General features: G+C 63.6%; 18 protein-coding genes. 7 read left to right on the top strand and 11 right to left on the bottom strand.

The features are described from left to right. Positions 1-66 precede the first annotated feature (66 nt). Positions 67-3768, top strand: a complete 3702-nt coding sequence (metH, locus tag Q3Y64_RS08405; protein WP_303560928.1) for a methionine synthase — start codon at positions 67-69, stop codon at positions 3766-3768. Positions 3769-4074: 306 nt separating this feature from the next. Here metH and Q3Y64_RS08400 read toward each other — a convergent pair whose 3' ends face one another. Beyond that, complete coding sequence (locus tag Q3Y64_RS08400; RefSeq protein ID WP_303560926.1) at positions 4075-4452, bottom strand: lysozyme inhibitor LprI family protein; 378 nt, start codon at positions 4450-4452, stop codon at positions 4075-4077. 19 nt (positions 4453-4471) lie between these two features. After that, positions 4472-5161 carry an N-acetylmuramoyl-L-alanine amidase gene (locus tag Q3Y64_RS08395; protein ID WP_303560924.1) on the bottom strand — a complete coding sequence of 230 codons (690 nt, stop codon included), beginning with the start codon at positions 5159-5161 and terminating at the stop codon, positions 4472-4474. 706 nt (positions 5162-5867) lie between these two features. Between Q3Y64_RS08395 and ygiD the strand changes: the two genes are divergently transcribed. The 3 genes from ygiD (at position 5868) to Q3Y64_RS08380 (ending at position 8258) form a co-directional block, all read left to right on the top strand. Then, positions 5868-6794 (top strand): 4,5-DOPA dioxygenase extradiol, encoded by a 927-nt coding sequence (ygiD, locus tag Q3Y64_RS08390; RefSeq protein ID WP_303560923.1) that lies wholly within the window; start codon positions 5868-5870, stop codon positions 6792-6794. 523 nt (positions 6795-7317) lie between these two features. Continuing rightward, positions 7318-7806, top strand: a complete 489-nt coding sequence (locus Q3Y64_RS08385; protein ID WP_101942112.1) for a glutathione peroxidase — start codon at positions 7318-7320, stop codon at positions 7804-7806. Then, a complete protein-coding gene (locus tag Q3Y64_RS08380) occupies positions 7803-8258 on the top strand; it encodes a MarR family winged helix-turn-helix transcriptional regulator (protein WP_101942111.1) in 456 nt (151 codons plus the stop codon). Before Q3Y64_RS08385 ends, Q3Y64_RS08380 begins: the two co-directional genes overlap by 4 nt. A 3-nt stretch (positions 8259-8261) precedes the next feature. Here Q3Y64_RS08380 and Q3Y64_RS08375 read toward each other — a convergent pair whose 3' ends face one another. The 4 genes from Q3Y64_RS08375 to Q3Y64_RS08360 are packed head-to-tail and all read right to left on the bottom strand — an operon-like array spanning position 8262 to position 10195. Further along, positions 8262-8735 (bottom strand): nuclear transport factor 2 family protein, encoded by a 474-nt coding sequence (locus Q3Y64_RS08375; protein WP_101942110.1) that lies wholly within the window; start codon positions 8733-8735, stop codon positions 8262-8264. Then, positions 8732-9358 (bottom strand): pyridoxamine 5'-phosphate oxidase family protein, encoded by a 627-nt coding sequence (locus Q3Y64_RS08370; RefSeq protein ID WP_101942109.1) that lies wholly within the window; start codon positions 9356-9358, stop codon positions 8732-8734. The genes Q3Y64_RS08375 and Q3Y64_RS08370 overlap by 4 nt, the downstream gene beginning before the upstream one ends. A 3-nt stretch (positions 9359-9361) precedes the next feature. Beyond that, the gene (gene grxC, locus Q3Y64_RS08365; protein ID WP_303560919.1) at positions 9362-9595 is read right to left on the bottom strand and encodes a glutaredoxin 3; all 234 of its coding nucleotides are present in this window, start codon (positions 9593-9595) and stop codon (positions 9362-9364) included. A gap of 54 nt (positions 9596-9649) precedes the next feature. Further along, entirely contained in the window at positions 9650-10195 is a 546-nt protein-coding gene (locus tag Q3Y64_RS08360; RefSeq protein WP_101942107.1) for a carboxymuconolactone decarboxylase family protein, read from the bottom strand. A 142-nt stretch (positions 10196-10337) separates the two neighbouring features. On the opposite strand from Q3Y64_RS08360, the gene Q3Y64_RS08355 reads away from it, so the two are divergent. Continuing rightward, positions 10338-11243: a LysR family transcriptional regulator gene (locus Q3Y64_RS08355; protein ID WP_101942106.1), complete on the top strand. Its 906-nt coding sequence runs from the start codon at positions 10338-10340 to the stop codon at positions 11241-11243. 62 nt (positions 11244-11305) lie between these two features. Here the strand turns inward: Q3Y64_RS08355 and Q3Y64_RS08350 are convergent, their stop codons facing one another. The 4 genes from Q3Y64_RS08350 to Q3Y64_RS08335 all read right to left on the bottom strand — a co-directional run bounded on the left by Q3Y64_RS08350 (position 11306) and on the right by Q3Y64_RS08335 (position 13971). Further along, positions 11306-12070 (bottom strand): hypothetical protein, encoded by a 765-nt coding sequence (locus Q3Y64_RS08350; protein WP_101942105.1) that lies wholly within the window; start codon positions 12068-12070, stop codon positions 11306-11308. Then, complete coding sequence (locus tag Q3Y64_RS08345; protein ID WP_101942104.1) at positions 12067-12960, bottom strand: hypothetical protein; 894 nt, start codon at positions 12958-12960, stop codon at positions 12067-12069. The genes Q3Y64_RS08350 and Q3Y64_RS08345 overlap by 4 nt, the downstream gene beginning before the upstream one ends. Continuing rightward, complete coding sequence (locus Q3Y64_RS08340; RefSeq protein WP_216821702.1) at positions 12947-13549, bottom strand: 5-fold beta-flower protein; 603 nt, start codon at positions 13547-13549, stop codon at positions 12947-12949. Before Q3Y64_RS08340 ends, Q3Y64_RS08345 begins: the two co-directional genes overlap by 14 nt. Positions 13550-13839: 290 nt before the next feature. Next, positions 13840-13971, bottom strand: a complete 132-nt coding sequence (locus Q3Y64_RS08335; RefSeq protein ID WP_256376400.1) for a hypothetical protein — start codon at positions 13969-13971, stop codon at positions 13840-13842. Positions 13972-13975: 4 nt separating this feature from the next. On the opposite strand from Q3Y64_RS08335, the gene Q3Y64_RS08330 reads away from it, so the two are divergent. Together Q3Y64_RS08330 and Q3Y64_RS08325 are read left to right on the top strand one after the other, a co-directional pair. Next, positions 13976-14266 (top strand): hypothetical protein, encoded by a 291-nt coding sequence (locus Q3Y64_RS08330; RefSeq protein WP_303560911.1) that lies wholly within the window; start codon positions 13976-13978, stop codon positions 14264-14266. Between the two features lie 185 nt (positions 14267-14451). Next, positions 14452-15822: a Fic family protein gene (locus Q3Y64_RS08325; RefSeq protein ID WP_303560909.1), complete on the top strand. Its 1371-nt coding sequence runs from the start codon at positions 14452-14454 to the stop codon at positions 15820-15822. Here the strand turns inward: Q3Y64_RS08325 and Q3Y64_RS08320 are convergent. Beyond that, entirely contained in the window at positions 15819-16817 is a 999-nt protein-coding gene (locus tag Q3Y64_RS08320) for a 2-hydroxyacid dehydrogenase (protein ID WP_303560907.1), read from the bottom strand. The two genes, Q3Y64_RS08325 and Q3Y64_RS08320, sit on opposite strands and share 4 nt — an antisense overlap. Positions 16818-16897: the final 80 nt, after the last annotated feature.

Raw genomic sequence — 16897 nt, 5'->3', positions numbered from 1 at the left:
GTGAGCCAGAACTCCCCCGTCCATCCCCGGCTTGCCCGAAGCGTTGAACGCTTTGGAGAGTGACTCATGCAAGCCGACCGCAGCCAAGAACTCAACGCCCTGCTCCGTGAACGCATCCTGATTCTGGATGGCGGCATGGGCACCGAGATCCAGCAATACAAGCTCTCCGAAGCCGATTACCGGGGAAGCCGCTTTGCTGCGCACAACAAGGATCTGAAGGGCAATAACGATCTGCTGGTGCTTACCCGTCCGGACGTGGTTGGCGCGATCCACCGCGAGTATCTGGAGGCGGGTGCGGACATCATCGAAACCTGCACCTTCAACGGCACGCGCGTGTCGCAAGCCGAATACGGCCTGCAGGACTTCGCGTATGAGATCAACGTGGCTGGCGCGCGTCTGGTGCGTGAGCTGTGTGACGAATTCACCGCAAGGACACCTAACAAGCCGCGCTACTGCGCCGGCGTGATCGGCCCGACCTCGCGCACCCTTTCGATCTCGCCGGATGTGAACGATCCCGGCTATCGCAACGTCAGTTTCGACGAACTGGTCGATGACTATTACGACTCGGCCAAGGCCCTGATGGAAGGCGGCGCCGATCTGCTGCTGATCGAAACGGTGTTCGACACCGCCAATGCCAAGGCCGCCATCTTCGCCGTGCTCAAGCTCTTCGATGATCTGGGCCGCAAGTTGCCGGTCATGATCTCGGGCACCATCACCGATGCCTCGGGCCGCACGCTCTCGGGCCAGACCGCCACCGCCTTCTGGAACTCGCTCAAGCACGTCAAGCCGATCTCCTTCGGTCTCAACTGTGCGCTCGGCGCCAAGGAGTTGCGCCAGTACGTGGCCGAGCTTTCCGGCGTGTGCGATACCTTTGTGTCGGCCCACCCGAATGCCGGCCTGCCGAACCCGCTGGCGCCCACTGGCTATGACGAAACGCCTGAGCAGCTGGCGGCCGATATCAAGGATTGGGCAGAGTCCGGCTTCCTCAATATCGTCGGCGGTTGCTGCGGCACCCGGCCTTCACATATCAAGGCCGTGAGTGAGGCGGTGGCGCAGATCCGCCCGCGCGCCATTCCCGAGCTCGAAGTGAGGCAGGCCCTGTCGGGTCTGGAGCCTTTCTTCATCGGCAAGGACAGCCTGTTCGTGAACGTCGGCGAGCGCAACAACGTCACCGGCTCGCGCGCCTTTGCCAAGATGATCATCGAAGGCCGCTTCGACGACGCGCTGGCCGTTGCCCGCCAGCAGGTCGAGAACGGCGCCCAGGTCATCGACATCAACATGGACGAAGCCATGCTGGACTCGAAGGCCGCGATGGAGCGCTTCCTCAAGCTCATCGCCTCCGAGCCGGACATCTCGCGCGTGCCGATCATGATCGACTCATCCAAGTGGGAGATCATCGAAGCCGGCCTCAAGTGCATCCAGGGCAAGGGCATCGTTAACTCGATCTCCATGAAGGAGGGCGAGGAAGCCTTCCTGCATCACGCCCGCCTGTGCATGAAATACGGTGCGGCCGCCGTGGTGATGGCCTTTGACGAGCAGGGCCAGGCCGACACCTATGCGCGCAAGACCGAGATTTGCAAGCGTGCCTACGATCTCTTGATGACGATCGGCTTCCCGCCTGAAGACATCATCTTCGACGCCAACATCTTCGCCATTGCCACCGGCATCGAAGAGCACAACAACTACGCGGTCGACTTCATCGAAGCCGTGCGCTGGATTCACACCCATCTGCCGCACGCCAAGACCAGCGGCGGCGTTTCCAACGTGAGCTTCAGCTTCCGTGGCAACGATCCGGTGCGCGAAGCGATCCATACCGTGTTCCTGTATCACGCCATCAAGGCCGGCCTCACCATGGGCATCGTTAATGCCGGCCAGCTCGGCGTGTATGACGATCTTGCCCCCGAGCTGCGCGACAAGGTGGAAGACGTTGTATTGAATCGTCATCCCGAAGCCGGCGAGCGCCTGGTCGAATTCGCACAGACCGTGAAGGGCCAGGCCAAGGAAAACGTGCAGGATCTGGCCTGGCGCGAATGGCCGGTCGAAGAGCGCCTGTCGCATGCGCTGGTGAAGGGCATCACCCAGTTCGTGGTGGAAGACACCGAAGAAGTCAGGGCCAAGCTGTTTGCCGAGGGCAAGCCGCCGCTGGCGGTGATCGAAGGCCCGCTGATGGCCGGCATGTCGGTCGTGGGTGATCTGTTCGGAGCCGGCAAGATGTTCCTGCCGCAGGTGGTGAAATCCGCCCGCGTGATGAAGTCCGCCGTGGCGCATCTGATTCCCTATATCGAGGAAGAGAAGAAGCGCACCGGCGCGGCCGCCAAGGGCAAGATCATCATGGCCACCGTGAAGGGCGATGTGCATGACATCGGCAAGAATATCGTCGGCGTCGTGCTCTCCTGCAACGGCTACGAAGTCGTCGATCTCGGTGTGATGGTGCCTTGCGACAAGATCCTCGCCGCTGCGAAGGAGCATGGCGCGCAGGCTATCGGCCTCTCCGGCCTGATCACGCCCTCGCTTGAAGAAATGGCCCATGTCGCCAGCGAGATGAAGCGCCTCGGCTTCGGCGGTGAAAACGCGGTGCCCCTGCTGATTGGTGGCGCCACCACTTCGCGCGCCCATACCGCGATCAAGATCGCGCCGCACTACGACGGCCCGGTGGTCTACACGCCGGATGCTTCGCGCGCCGTGGGCGTGGTCACCAGCCTGCTCTCCATCGATCAGCGCGAAAGCTATGTCGCCGAAATCGCGGCGGACTATGAAAAGCTGCGCGTTCAGCATGCCGCCAAGAGTGGCGTGAAGCTGGTCTCGCTCGAAGCCGCACGCGCCAACCGCTTCAAGTGGAACAGCGACGCCAGCTATGTGCCGGCCAAGCCTTCACGCCCCGGCATCCAGCGCCTGCGCAACATCGATCTCGCCACGCTCGAGCAGTACATCGACTGGGGCCCCTTCTTCCAGACCTGGGATCTGGCCGGCGCCTACCCGGCGATTCTGGATGACGAGATCGTGGGCGAAACCGCACGCAACGTCTTCCGTGATGCCAAGGCCATGCTCAAGAGCGCCATCGAGCAGCGCTGGATCGAAGTGCACGCCGTGTTCGGCCTCTTTCCCGCCGCTGCGCATCAGGATGATGTGCTGGTTTATGGCGACGAATCACGTGGCGAAGTGATCGCCAAGTGGCACGGATTGCGCCAGCAGCACGAACGTCCGGCCGGCAAGCCCAACTACTGCCTGAGCGACTTCATCGCGGATCGTGATTCTGGTGTGGCGGACTGGGTCGGCATGTTCGCCGTGAGCGCCGGGCGGGGGCTGGAGCCGCGCATCGCTGCCTATGAAGCTGAGCACGACGACTATCATGCCATCATGCTCAAGGCCATTGCTGACCGCTTTGCGGAAGCTGCAGCCGAATGGCTGCACCAGCGCGTGCGCAAGGAATACTGGGCTTACGCCCCTGCCGAGACGCTCGATGGAGCCGCCCTGATCGCCGAGCAATACAGCGGCATCCGTCCTGCTCCCGGCTATCCGGCCTGCCCAGATCACACCGCCAAAGGCGAGATCTTCCGGGTGCTGAACCCGCAGGAAGCCATCGGCCTGGAGATCACCGAAACCTTCGCCATGTACCCGGCGGCGGCCGTATCAGGCTTCTACCTCGCGCATCCGGAGGCGCAGTACTTCGCGGTGAGCAAGATTGGGGAAGATCAGATGAAGGATTGGGCGGGGCGGGCTGGGTTCAGCGAGGCTGAGGCGAAGAGGTGGCTGGCGCCCCTGCTTTGATGGGCTGATGGTGTGAATGAAACGGGCCGCAGATGCGGCCCGTTTTGCGTGCAGCGGATACGTTCTGGCGTTGGGCTGAGTACCAACTCTGCCGGATGTTCATGCCTGCAACGACGGCATGCGGCGCAGTTTCACTGCGCCTAGGCCGGGCACAAGGGCGTTGTGGCGGCGTGCCTGGTTTGACTGGTGTGGATTCTGTGCGTGAGGGATCAGCCAGACTTGTCTTTGCCGTTCGCGCGGCGTCGATGGAAAAGGCCCGGCGGAGAAGCCTCAAGCCGAGCCTGCTGGATGCGGCAGAAACCGGGTTTACTTGCCCAGCTTGTCGTTGCTGCAGCCAGTGCTCTTGCACTCGCGCTCGCGCTCTTTCAGGAAGTCGAGCCGGGCGTCTGTCTGGGCGATGGCGCAATCGAGATTGACGAAGTAGCCGGTGCTGTCTTCCTTGCTGCACTGGGCGTCGCGCACCTTGATCCAGGCCAGCTGACCTTGCTTTAACGTCTCTTTCTGTCCTGCATCCAGCTGCCCGCGCAGGCTGCTGTAGGTCTTGTTCAGGTCACTGTCTTTCTGCGAGAAAAGGTTGCCGGCGCAGTACACCTGATCGAAGGCATTGCGAGGCTTGCCACAACCCGCTGCTTGGCTACCCGTGGCGATGACGATCAGTGAGAGGGCTGCTGCGATTCTCTTCATTGCGTTACTCCTTAAGGACTCAGGGTTTCAGCTGGCAGGCATGAAGTCCGTCTGCGATGGCCTCGGCCAGCAGTTCAACCGTCTCGGCACGCGACAGGCGTCGGGCTTCGTCGGGGTTGGCAATCACACCCGCCTCGATCAGCAGGGCGGGCATGGTTGCGGTTTTCAGAACCACCAGATCATCGAAGCGATGGATGCCCAGTCGTGCATCGATCAGCGGGCGGTTCTCACCGGGGATGGGCGTCGCATGATAACCGGATGGTCGCTCACCCGCTGCCAGCAAGCGCTCTCCGATGCGCTGCGTGCACAGCAGACTTTCGGCATAACGCGGATTTTTCTCCGACACGAAGAGCGAGAAGCCCGCGAACTCTCCTCGCCTCCCTGCGTCGATCCACGCTTGCTGAATCGAGTCATGGTGAATGGAGACGAAGAGATCTGCATTGGGCGCCAGCGAAGTGCGCTTTGACAGGGCCACTTCCTCACCGTTGGCTGAAACCCTGAAAACCGTGTGGCCTTGCGCTTCGAGCTTGCGTGTGACGGCCGTCGTCAGCGCCAGATTGAAGGCATACTCCACGCGGCCGTCCGGCGCGATGGCTCCAGGGCGTTGCGGCGTATGACCTGTGTCCACCGTGATCAGGGCCGCATGGGCGCTGGCGCAACACATTATTGCGGCGCTGATGTGGCTGATTGAACGCAGAAACCTTTGCATGGCAGGGTGGCAGAGGCAGGGGGCTGAATTCTATCGCGGAAAGTTTCCGGGTCTGTGATCGCAAGCGACGTGTGGCGGCCTTGAAAGTCCAGGGTCGGGCCTTGCCGTCGTCATCGAGCTGCATGATTCATCGGCAAGGGCGCGGAGCAAGTAGATTCTAGGTTGGAGCACAAGTCTTTCCGACGAGGATGGGGTCGTACGGACAGCCTGAGTTCCAGACAGCAAATGCGATGCGCAGGATTTTGCGGGCGATGATGCAATAGACCGCCGTTGAAGGCAGCCCTTTGCGTAAAAGCGCAGTCCGGATCGTCCCGGGCGCTGTGGTTGCGCTCCCTTGGCGACTTCGTAAGCTGTTTGGCAGGGCAAGGTGATCTGGCGGGGCAATGTGAAAAGGTCCTGCGGGGTGCTTGGGGTCAGGTCTTGCCTTTTGTCTCAACCGCACACAGTCGGGCTGGATGCCTCGCCGCGGATCAACTTCTCCCATGCCGACAAACAGGAGGCGGGCGCGCAGCGTCACCGCGTACGGCGCAGTCGTAGGGTGGAGTGAAACTCCACCGCATGCGTTGATCAAAGTGGCGGAGTTTGCACTCCGCCCTACGCCGGGCACTCGGATTGTTGCGGAAGCCGGGAGGGGCTTTTGCGGGGCGCGGCTGGAACCTCCGGGCTGGGGCGGGTATCAATGGGGCTTTGAATCTGCAGGATCATCATGAGCAACTCCCGCCACCCCGATTCCCAACGTCGCCGCTTCCTGATTCAGGGTTCGGCGCTCGGCGCGGTCACCGCTCTCCATAGCCTCGGTGCCTGGGCCGCCACGCAAGGCAAGCCGGCGGGCAAAGGCCAAAAGATCAAGCCCGCGCCGGTGCTCTTCATCGGCCACGGCAGCCCGATGAATGCGATCAGCGAGAACGCTTTTACCCGCAGCCTCAATGCGCTGGGCCAGAAATTGCCGCCGCCGAAGGCGCTGCTGGTGGTGTCCGCGCATTGGCTGTCGCCCGGTGTGACGGCGGTGAACGTGGCCGAGCGCCCGCCAACCATCCACGATTTCGGCGGCTTTCCGGCCGAACTCCACGCCATGGAATACCCGGCGCCGGGCTCGCCGCAGTTCGCGCGCGAAGCGATCCGCGCGGTGAAGGGCGTGAAGGTGGTGGCGACCGAAGAATGGGGGCTGGATCACGGCACCTGGACGGTGCTGCACCATCTTTATCCGGACGCGAAGATTCCGGTCTTTCAGCTCTCCATCGACTACGCCAAGGGGCCGGACTTCCACTATCAGCTCGGTCGCGAGCTGGCCGCCCTGCGCCAGCAGGGGGTGATGATCATCGGCAGCGGCAACATCGTGCACAACCTGCGCGCCACCCAGCGCGGCCTGCCCGAGGCGATGCGCGCCTCGCAGGACTGGGCTCAGCGCTTCGATGAGGCCTTTGCTGCTGCGCTCGCTCAGCGGGAAGACAAACGCATTCTCGACTACACCCGGCTGGACGCCAGCGTGAGCATGGCCGTGCCCACGCCTGACCATTACTTTCCGATGCTCTACGCGCTGGGCGCGGCCGGTCGTGATGAAGCGGCAGAGACGCTCTTCACCGGCTTTCACAGCGGCACCCTGAGCATGCGCTGCTTCGGTTTCGGGGTGTAAGCGGCGAACCGGGCAGGAAATGAAACGCCGTGTGCGGCCCGGCCTTGGGGGCGGGCACTCCAAACCACCGCGTACGGCGCAGTCTTAGGGTGAAGTGAAACTCCACCGCATGTGTTGATCAAAGCGGCGGAGTTTGCACTCCGCCCTACGCTGGGCTGGATGTCATGTAACCCAGACGGAGGAGGGGCCGAAGTCGCTTTCGGTAATGGTCGTTGAATCAAGTGTCGCACCACCTTGGAACGCCATGATCGCAAGAAGAATCCTGCCGCTTCCGACATGCCATGCGCCTAAATGAACGGTATTAGCCTCGCGGCCCCTTTTTGTCGTTCTGGCAGATCGAGAGATCAGGCGGCTCTGCGCGTTGGCGCAGTCCCGTCAAAGCGGGGCTCGCGGCAGAAACGTGATCCGCCCGCTTGATCTGCTGGCGGCGATTGACAGAGCGGGTCGGAAAGCGCGAATATAAGTCGCACGCGATTTAATCGTAAAAGATTTAAGTTCCCCCCAGATCATTCCGGAGTTCAGCATGAGCAGCTTTCATCAATTCAGCGCCCGCAGCCTGCGCGGCGAGCCCGTCGATTTCAGCCGCTACGCCGGCAAGGTGGTGCTGGTGGTGAATACCGCCAGCCAGTGTGGTCTCACGCCGCAATACACCGGGCTGGAGGCGCTGTACCAGAAGTACCGCGAGCATGGGCTGGAGATCCTCGGCTTTCCCTGCAACCAGTTTGGCCAGCAGGAGCCGGGCGGGGTGAAGGAAATCGAGCAGACCTGCCTGCTCAACTACGGGGTGAGCTTTCCGATGTTCGAGAAGGTGGATGTGAATGGTGGGCAGAGCCATCCGCTGTTTGCCTGGCTGCGCGGCGCGCTGCCGGGGTTCTTCGGGCAGAAGATCCGCTGGAATTTCACCAAGTTCCTGATCGGTCGCGATGGCCAGCCGATCAAGCGTTTCGCGCCGATCACCAAGCCGGCGGCGCTTGAAGCACAAGTGCGTCGCGCGCTGGGGCTGGCGGCATGAGCGAGGCCCAGCCCGACGATCCGCTGCGCCTGGAGCTTCAGCTGTGCTTTCCGCTCTACGCCGCTTCGCGGCTGGTCACGCGCCTGTATCAGCCGTTGCTGGAGCCGCTGGGCCTGACCTATCCGCAGTACATCGTGCTGATGATCCTGTGGGAAGAGTCGCCCTGCTCGGTGTCGCACATCGGCGAGCGCGCGCTGCTGGCCTCGAACACGCTTACGCCGCTGCTCAAGCGCCTGGAGCAGCAAGGCCTGGTGCAGCGCAGCCGCGCGGCGCATGACGAGCGCGTGGTCACCATCGCCCTCACCGAAGCCGGGCAGGCGCTGCGGCAGGACTGCGCCTGTGTGCCGGAGAAGCTCTACCAGCAGGTGGGCTATCCGCTCGATGAGGCGCGCCAGCTCAAGGCGCAGCTGGACACCTTGCTGGCGCGGCTGGCGAGCCTGCCGCCGGAGTGAGGCTCAGAGCCCCAGCTCGCTCAGGCCGGGGTGATCGTCCGGCCGGCGGCCTTGTGGCCAGTGGAACTTGCGCTCGGCTGCGCTGATCGGCAAATCGTTGATGCTGGCGTAGCGCTTGGCCATCAGGCCGTGCTCGTCGAATTCCCAGTTTTCGTTGCCGTAGGAGCGGAACCAGTTGCCGCCCTCGTCGTGCCATTCATAGGCGAAGCGCACGGCGATGCGATTGGCTGTGAAGGCCCAAAGCTCCTTGATGAGCCGGTAGTCGTGTTCGCGCGCCCACTTGCGCACCAGAAAGGCTTCGATCTCGGCGCGGCCGCGCGGGAATTCGGCGCGATTGCGCCACTGACTGTCCGGCGTATAGGCCAGCGCCACGCGTGCGGGCTCACGGCTGTTCCAGGCATCTTCGGCGAGGCGCACTTTCTGGCGCGCGCTGTCTTCGTTGAAGGGCGGCAGGGGCGGGCGGTCGACGGTGTTCATGGTTTCGATTCCTGTGAGGCTTGAAGGCTGGCGACTTGCGCGCGCAGTTGCTGCAGTTCGTCGAGCAAGGGCGCCAGCATGGGTTTGAGTTCGGCTTCGGTAAAACGCGGGGTGATGTGCTGCGGGCAGTTCCACTCGATGGCTTCGATGTGGATCAGCACACCGCGCTCGACTGCTGCAGGGTAGTTGGGCAGGGCGAGCTGCGCCATGACTTCGGGCGCGTCCTCGGCATGCACGATGCGGGCCAGCCCCCACAGCTTGAGGCGGCGCTGGCCTGCGTAATCCATGAGGATCAGCGAGACGCGCTCGTCGGCGTTCAGGTTGCCTACGCTGAGGTACTGCGCATTGCCCCGGAAGTCGGCATAGCCAATCGTGCGCGCATCGAGCACGCGCAGAAAGCCGGCCGGCCCGCCGCGATGCTGGACGTAGGGCCAGCCGGTTTCGCTGACTGTGGCCTGATAGAAGCTGTCGCGCGTGCTGATGAAGGCAATGTCGGCTTCGCGCAGGGTGTTGCGCGGATCGGAGGCACGCTCGAAGCCTTCCATGTGGGCGCGGCTGCCGTAGCGCGTCTGCGCCGCACGCACGCTGTCGGTGAAGCTGATGTCGGCGAATGCGCGTGGCATAGCTCAGCCCTGCCTTGCAAACCAGGCCTGCAGATCGTCGAAGCCGCCGATGTGCTGCTCGCCCGCGAAGATCTGCGGCACGGTGCGGCGCTGGCTGCGGGCTTGCGCTTCGGCGCGTGCGGCGGGGTTGGTGCTGACGTCGATCTCGGTGAAGCCGAGTCCGCGCTGCGTGAGCAGGGATTTTGCTGCGTGGCAGTAGGGGCAGGTGCTTGAGGTGTAGAGCGTGATGTCGGACATGTTGATTCCTTTCTTGAGGAAAATGCCCCGGGCTGGTGCCGGGGCTGTGCTTGATCAGGCGGCCTTGTGCGCGACGAGCGGGAAATCCACATCGGTCTGCGCAACGTTGTTGATGTAGTTGGTGAGCACATTGAGCGCGACGTTGAGCACGATTTCGACGACTTCCGCTTCGCCGAAGCCGGCGGCGCGCAGGCTGGCGAGATCACCATCGCTGACGCGACCGCGCTCGGCTGCGACACGGCGGGCGAATTTCAGCGCAGCGGCGGTCTTGGCATCGCTGGAGTGCGCGTCGCGCGCAGCGTCGATTTCTGCCGCGCTGACCTTGGCGAGATTGGCTGCGAGGTAGCTGTGGGCCGAGAGGCAGTAATCGCAGCCGTTGTATTCGGCGATGGCCAGCGCAATGCGCTCGCGCAGCGGGGCGGACAGCGCGCCCTTGGCGAGAGCGCCGTTGAGCAACAGATAGCCTTCGAGCGCGGCCGGGCTGTGGCCGACGAGCTTCATCAGGTTGGGCACGACGCCCAGTTGCTTGTGGACAGCGTCCAGCAGGGGGCGGGAAGCGGCTTGGGATTGTTCGACGGCGGGGATGCTGATGCGTGACATGGTGGTTCTCCTTGGGTTTGCATGGCTGCCGTTGCACACCGTGTGCAGCGGATGGAATGCATTCTTCCAAGTTCCACCAGATTGAAGAATATCCATGATTTGCAATTTATAATTCCACTTATTGGAATGCAGAGAGCGCGGCATGGACCGACTGTTGAGCATGGGCGTCTTCGTGGCGGTGGCGGAGGAAGAGAGCTTCGCGGGGGCTGCGCGGCGGCTGGCGATGTCGCCCCCTGCGGTGACACGCACGATTGCCGCGCTGGAGGGGCACCTGGGCGTGAAGCTGCTCAACCGCACGACACGCTATGTGCGCGTGACCGAAGCCGGGCAGCGTTATCTGGACGATTCGCGGCGCGTGATCGCGGCGGCGGATGAAGCGGACGAAGCCGCCGCCGGCGTGAATGCTGCGCCGCGTGGCCATGTGACGATCACGGCACCCGTTTCATTCGGCCGCCTGCATGTGATGCCCTGCGTGGTGGAGTACCTCGCGCGCTATCCGGAAACCGAGGTAAACGCGCTGCTGCTGGACCGCGTGGTGAACCTGGTGGAAGAAGGCGTGGATGTTGGCGTACGCATCGGCAATCTGCCGGATGCGAGCTTCAAGGCGCTGCGCGTGGGGCAGATCCGGCGCGTGCTGTGTGCCGCGCCGGACTATCTCGCACAACACGACGAACCCACCGAGCCGCAACAGCTCGCGGCGCATCAGATCATCGCGGCAACGAGCGTGAGCCCCATGGTGGAATGGCGCTTCGGGCTGGAAGGCGCGGAACAATCGGTGCGCATCCGCCCCCGCCTCACCGTGACGAACAATGACGCGGCCATCGCAGCCGCAGTGCGTGGCGCTGGCATCGCGCGCCTGCTCTCCTACCAGGTCGCCAGCGCAGTGGCGGAAGGCACGCTGCGGATCGTGATGGCCGCGCACGAGCCGCCGCCGATGCCGATCCACGTGATCCACCGCGAAGGGCGGCAAGCCTCAGCGAAGGTGCGCGCGCTGGTGGATCTGCTGGTCGAACACTTGCGCGCAGAACGCAGCCTGCAGCCGGGTTGAGAGGGTGCGGGCCGCGATGGCGCGCAGCCAGGCCCTCGCGTTTGCCTGGTGTGGCGAACGGCTCAGCCGCCGTGCCGCCGTTCGATGACCTCGCCGTTCTTTCTGCGCCAGTCGTAAATCTGCCAGCGCAGCGGCTCCGTTGTGAGCGGCACTTCGGCTTTTTCCAGCACCTGCCCGTTGATGATCACGGTGATCCAGCTCTTCTGTGGCGGGGTGTCGAAGCGGCTGGGCAGGAGGCTCATCTCCTGAGACTGCTTGGCGCGCGTAACGCCGTCGTAGGTGATGCTGCGCGAGCCGTCCCACGGCGACTTCATGTGCGAGCCATCGCGCTTGCTGACGATGAACATCGGCAGCATGACTTTCTTGCCATCGCGCTGGCCCTTAAGGCCGGGGATCGGCGCCTTCTCAAATTCCCATTCCACCCAGGCCATGAGGTCGTCCTGATCCTTGGTGCCAAGGAAAGAGGGCGGCAGGGCGAGTTGCAGCTCGAAGAGACAGGTCTGGCCGCGTGAGGCCTCGCCGACGATCAGCCCCTTGCCGGGCAGGAAGAGCCCGCGCCGGTCGGGGCGGTCGTCAGGGGTGACACGCTCGGGAAACACCGGCGGCCAGTCGCAGCGAAAATTGAAGCCGTAGTAGCGCGGCGGGCTGTCGAGACTGGCGCAGTAGTTGGGGTCGCGCCCGAAGCACAGGATGCGCTGCATCTTTTGCGAGCGCGGGCTGTTGGTGTCGAAGACGCGGCCGCTATCGTATTCCTCTTCCGGCACCAGGGTGAGTGCGTGGCTGTGGCTGGCGAGCAGCAAGAGGGCCGCAAGCAGGGCGCGGATCATGGTTTCACCTCGAATCGGGTGCGGCTGAGGAGTTTGCCGGCGTACCACCATTCGAAGGTGTAGAAGCCGGGTGGATCCTTGGGGCCGATGCGCCAGCTCTGGCTGAGAGTGCGGTAGTACTCGCCGACGTTGAAATTGACGCTGTGGCGGAAGATGTAGGAGGTCACCTCGCGCTGGCTGCGCTGCCCCCAGAGCTTGACCACGTAGCGTGCGCCGCAGTCGCCGCCGCCCTTGTAGTGATGGCTGTTGGGAATCTTGCCGGTGGTGTGTGCCGGCACCAGCGCTGCGGTTTCGCCCATGCACTGGCGCCATTCGACGCCGCGCATGCTCGGGCGCGGGCGGTAGATCACGGTGTCGGACGGCACCACCACGCGCTGTTGCAGGTTGAGGAAACCACCGCCGCGCTGGCGGGCAATGGCCAGCGTGCTGTTGTACTGCTCGCCCGCCTTCAGCGCCGGGATGCTGTCGAGCGGCTGCACGCGGTATTCGGTTTCGCCGCGCGCGTTGTCGCTCACCAATGCATGGCTGGCGCCGAGCAGGAAGAAGTTGGGCTGGGTGAGATCGTCGTTCGAATCGCCGCGCCGATTGGCGAGACGCTCGGCGGCGAGCGTTTCCGGCCGCGAGGGGTCGAAGAAGCGCAGGGCGACGGGGAATTGCGTGAAGGGCTGGTCGTAGTCCAGCGGCAACTGTGTGCACAGCTTGCTCATGCTGCTGAGCGGCGGGTCGCACAGGCGTTCATTGAAAATTACGCCGGGCGCTTCGAAGGCTTCGAGGTACTGCACTTCCTTTTCGCTCAGCTCACGATGCGGCAGGGTTTGCGCCAGCGCGGCGGGTGATGCGGCCACCGCGATGCAGCAGGCCAGCAGGCGAGCGGCATCAGGGGCGCGCACAGTCGGCGTCTCCGTAAGTGCAGAAGGTCGAGGGGCTGAGTTGCCGGCTCTGCTCGACCTGGGTGGCGCGCGTGCGGGCGGCGTTGCTGTCGCCAGGCGCTGGCGGGTTGGGCGAGGGCGCAGCAGGTGTTGCCGTGTCGGACGTCAGGCGGCCGGTGTAGCGCCCCTGCGCGTCGTATTGCCGGCCATCGGCATCGACGCGGCCCTGATAGGCGCCTTGTGCGCTGTAGATGCGTCCGCTGGCATCGATGCGGCCGGTGTGCACGCCCTGCGCGTCGTAGAAGCGCCCGGAGACATCCGTCTTGCCGATGTAGCGACCCTGGCTGTCGTACATGCGCCCGCTCTGCGGATCAGTGCGCCCCTGATAGCGCCCTTGGCTGTCGTAACGGCGGCCGTCGGCATCGATGCGGCCGGTATGGCGCCCTTGGCTGTCGTACTGCCGGGCGGGGGCGGGGCGGGCCTGTGCGCTGCCCGCGCGCGTGCCCTTGGCGACGGCGGGCACGGCATGCAGCGCCAGTAGCGGGCAGAGCAGGGCAAGCAGGACAGCAAGGCAGCGTGACGCAGTCGATCGGATGGCGGGCGGATTCATGCAGGCAGCGTTCCTCACAGGCGGTTGGGGACCCCTCCGCACTGCTGGAAACTACGACCGCTGAAGGCGTACGCTTGATGGCATGGGTGTAAAAAAAGGATGCAGCGTGCGCCCGACGACAAGCCCGTTCTTTTCTGAGAAGCTGTTCCCGATCTTACTGCGAGGCCGTGATCAGGGCTCATGCGCAGCTCGGAATCCTCATTGATCAACATAAACTCCGGCTCCTGTGCAGCTCTTCCCTTGCTGAACGGCTTCTCGCTACAGATCGTGATCAGCTTCTGAGGGCCGACTCAGACGAGATTGCAGGCGTAGTCTTCGAGCTGCTGGATGCAGATTCCCCAGCCTTCGTGAAAGCCCATCTCTTCGCGCTGGCGCTTCGCTTCCGGCGTGCCGTGCATCAGGTGAGCGGTGCAGCCGGCCATGGGCGTGCAGCTCGATTCCACGGCCCATATCGGTATCGCGCCGATCAGCGCGCTGAGCGCCGAGGGTGTGCAGCATCCGCACGGCTATATCGGTGCGCTGATGGCGGCGTCCGAAATGGCTTGGGCCGGTATGGCGTGGGGGACGCTGAGCTGGGGCTCACATAGGCGTGCTGCCATCCTTGCCGACGGTGAGGCGTTCGCTCGTCAGTTTGCCGTTGGCGTCGCGGCTGACGCTGAGCACGACATGCGCGCCGCTTACGAGTTGGCTGCGTTCGCCCATTTCCGTCTGGATTGAACGCACGAAACACCCACGGGACAAGGCTTTCCGCCTCTTTTTTTCGACTTTAATTGTCTGGAACAACTCCAAACCAGGGGGGCGCCGTGCGTAGAGGTCAGTTAATACTAATTTAATTGATGATTAGTAGACATTGCCGGAGTGAGTTGCTACTTTCTACTAAATTAAATTTGAATTAGTAGAAAATGCGCATCCCTCGCACGCCTCCCGCACTCAAGGATGTATTTGCTTCGCTGGCCCAGCCTGAGGATTTGGCGCTGATTGCTCAGCACGCCAATCCGCTGCCGGCCGGGCGCTATCTGCATCAGGAGGATCTGCGCTATCGCACGCCGCCTGAGGGCCTGAATCATGAGCAGTGGTGGGCGGCGACCTGTCTCGGGCGGGCTCCCCTGCTGTATGAACTGCCCTTGCTGGATGTGCAGGGGCAGCCGTTCCGGTTTGCGACCCCCCAGCCTGTCCTGATCGATCTGCATCATATTGACCGTGATGCGGCCGGCCAGATCCGGGCGCCGGAGGGGGCGCCGATCCATGAGAACCGGCAGCCTTATCTGCTTGCTTCGCTGATCGAGGAGGCCATTACGTCCAGCCAGCTGGAAGGTGCGGCCACCACCCGCAAGGTGGCTGCAGACATGCTGCGCGAAGGGCGTCAGCCGCGGGACCATGGCGAGCAGATGATTTTCAACAATTACCGGGCGATGGAATACCTGCGGGAGCTGCGCGATGAGCCGATCACGCCACAGCGCATCCTGGACCTGCATCGCCTGCTGACGGTTGATACCCTGGAGAGCCCGGAGGATGCCGGGCGTTTGCGCAGTGGCAATGATGTGCAGGTCATCGACCAGCGCGATGGCAGCACGCTCCACACCCCACCGGATTTCACCGAGCTGCCGGGCCGGCTGGAGGCGCTGTGCGCGTTTGCCAATGCTGACGAGAACAGCCAGCCCTTCGTGCATCCGGTTCTGCGCGCGATCCTGCTGCACTTCATGCTGGGCTATGACCATCCCTTTGTGGATGGCAACGGGCGTACGGCGCGCGCCTTGTTCTACTGGGCGATGGCGCGCAGTGGCTACTGGCTGATGGAGTTCGTGTCGATCTCGCACATCATCAAGCAGGCGCCCGCCCGGTATGTGCGAGCCTATCTGCATACCGAAACGGATCATGGCGACACCAGCTACTTCCTGATTCATCAGCTGGGCACCATCCGCCGGGCGATCACGGCCCTGCACGCCTACATTGCGCGCAAGACCCGCGAGCAGCAGGATACCGAGCAGTTGCTGACGGACAAGTCTCCGTTTCTGCGCTTCCGCCTGAACCACCGGCAGATTTCCTTGCTGCGCAGCGCCCTGAAACACCCGTCTACGCCGCTGCGCATCGATGCGCACCAGAACACGCACGGCGTGGTCTATCAGACGGCACGTGCCGACTTGCTGGACCTGGAGTCTCTCGGGCTATTCATCAAGGGCAAGCGCGGCAATGCCTACGAGTTCTACCCCCAGCCTGAGTTGCTGACGCGGATCCAGAGCCTGGCTGACACCGGGCCGGCGGCAAAGACCTAACCCAGTCGCACCCGGTTGATCACTTCTGCGCCGCGCTCGAAGGCGCTGGCGCTGGCCAGCGTGGTCTGGGCGATGGCGTTGAGGGCCTCACGCGTGAGGAAGCCCTGGTGAGAGGTGATCAGCACGTTGGGGAAGGTCATCAGGCGGGCCAGCTGGTCATCCTGCAGTGGGCGATCGGAGAGGTCGTGGAAAAACACGCCTTCTTCCATTTCATACACATCCAGCCCCACGCCACCGACCTGGCCGCTCTTGAGCGCTTCGATCAGCGCTGGCGTGTCGATCAGGCCGCCGCGTGAGGTGTTGATGAGAATCACGCCGCACCGGGTCTGCGCCAATGCGGCGGCATTGATGATGTGGTGGCTCTGTTCGGTGAGCGGCAGGTGCAGCGAGATCACGTCGGCCTCGGCCAGCACGCGTTCCAGGCTCGCATATTCGAAGCCGATCTCGGCCGCGGTGGCGGGATTTTCGTAGGGGTCGTAGGCGATCAGCTTGCAGCCGAAACCCCTGGCGATGCGCATTGCGCACTGGCCGATGCGGCCGGCGCCGAGCGAGCCGTAGGTCTTGCCATGCAGGGTGAAGCCTTCGAGATTGTCGAGCGAGAAATTCTGCTCGCGCACGCGGTTGTAGGCGCGATGAGTCTTGCGGACCAGGGTCAGGAGGAGCGCGAAGGCGTGCTCGGCGACGGCTTCCGGCGAGTAGGCCGGCACGCGTGCCACGACGATCCCGGCGCGCTCGGCTGCGGCGATGTCAATGCCATTGAAACCGGCCGCGCGCAGGGCTACCAGGCGGACGCCCAGCTCCGCTAAACGCTGCAGCACATGCTCGGTGAGGCGGCAATTCACGAAGGGGCAGACGGCGTCGAAGCCAGCGGCGAGTTCCACGGTCTTGTCGTGCAACCGCTCTTCGAAGAATTCGAGCTGATGGGCGCCATTGGCGTTGGCTTCGCTCAGGGCGCGTTCATCGTAAGGATGGGTGTCGAAAACTGCGATGCGCATCGTGCTTCTCCTGTCTGCTGCGATGAGGTCAGTATGCCGCGTCAGCGCGGGGCCGCGCATCGTTTGTCCGGATGCAGCAA

Source organism: Uliginosibacterium sp. 31-12, from assembly GCF_030548425.1.
GTDB lineage: Bacteria > Pseudomonadota > Gammaproteobacteria > Burkholderiales > Rhodocyclaceae > Uliginosibacterium > Uliginosibacterium aquaticum.
Note: the sequence above shows the minus strand (reverse complement) of the source record. Positions and strands in the feature narration are given on the sequence as shown.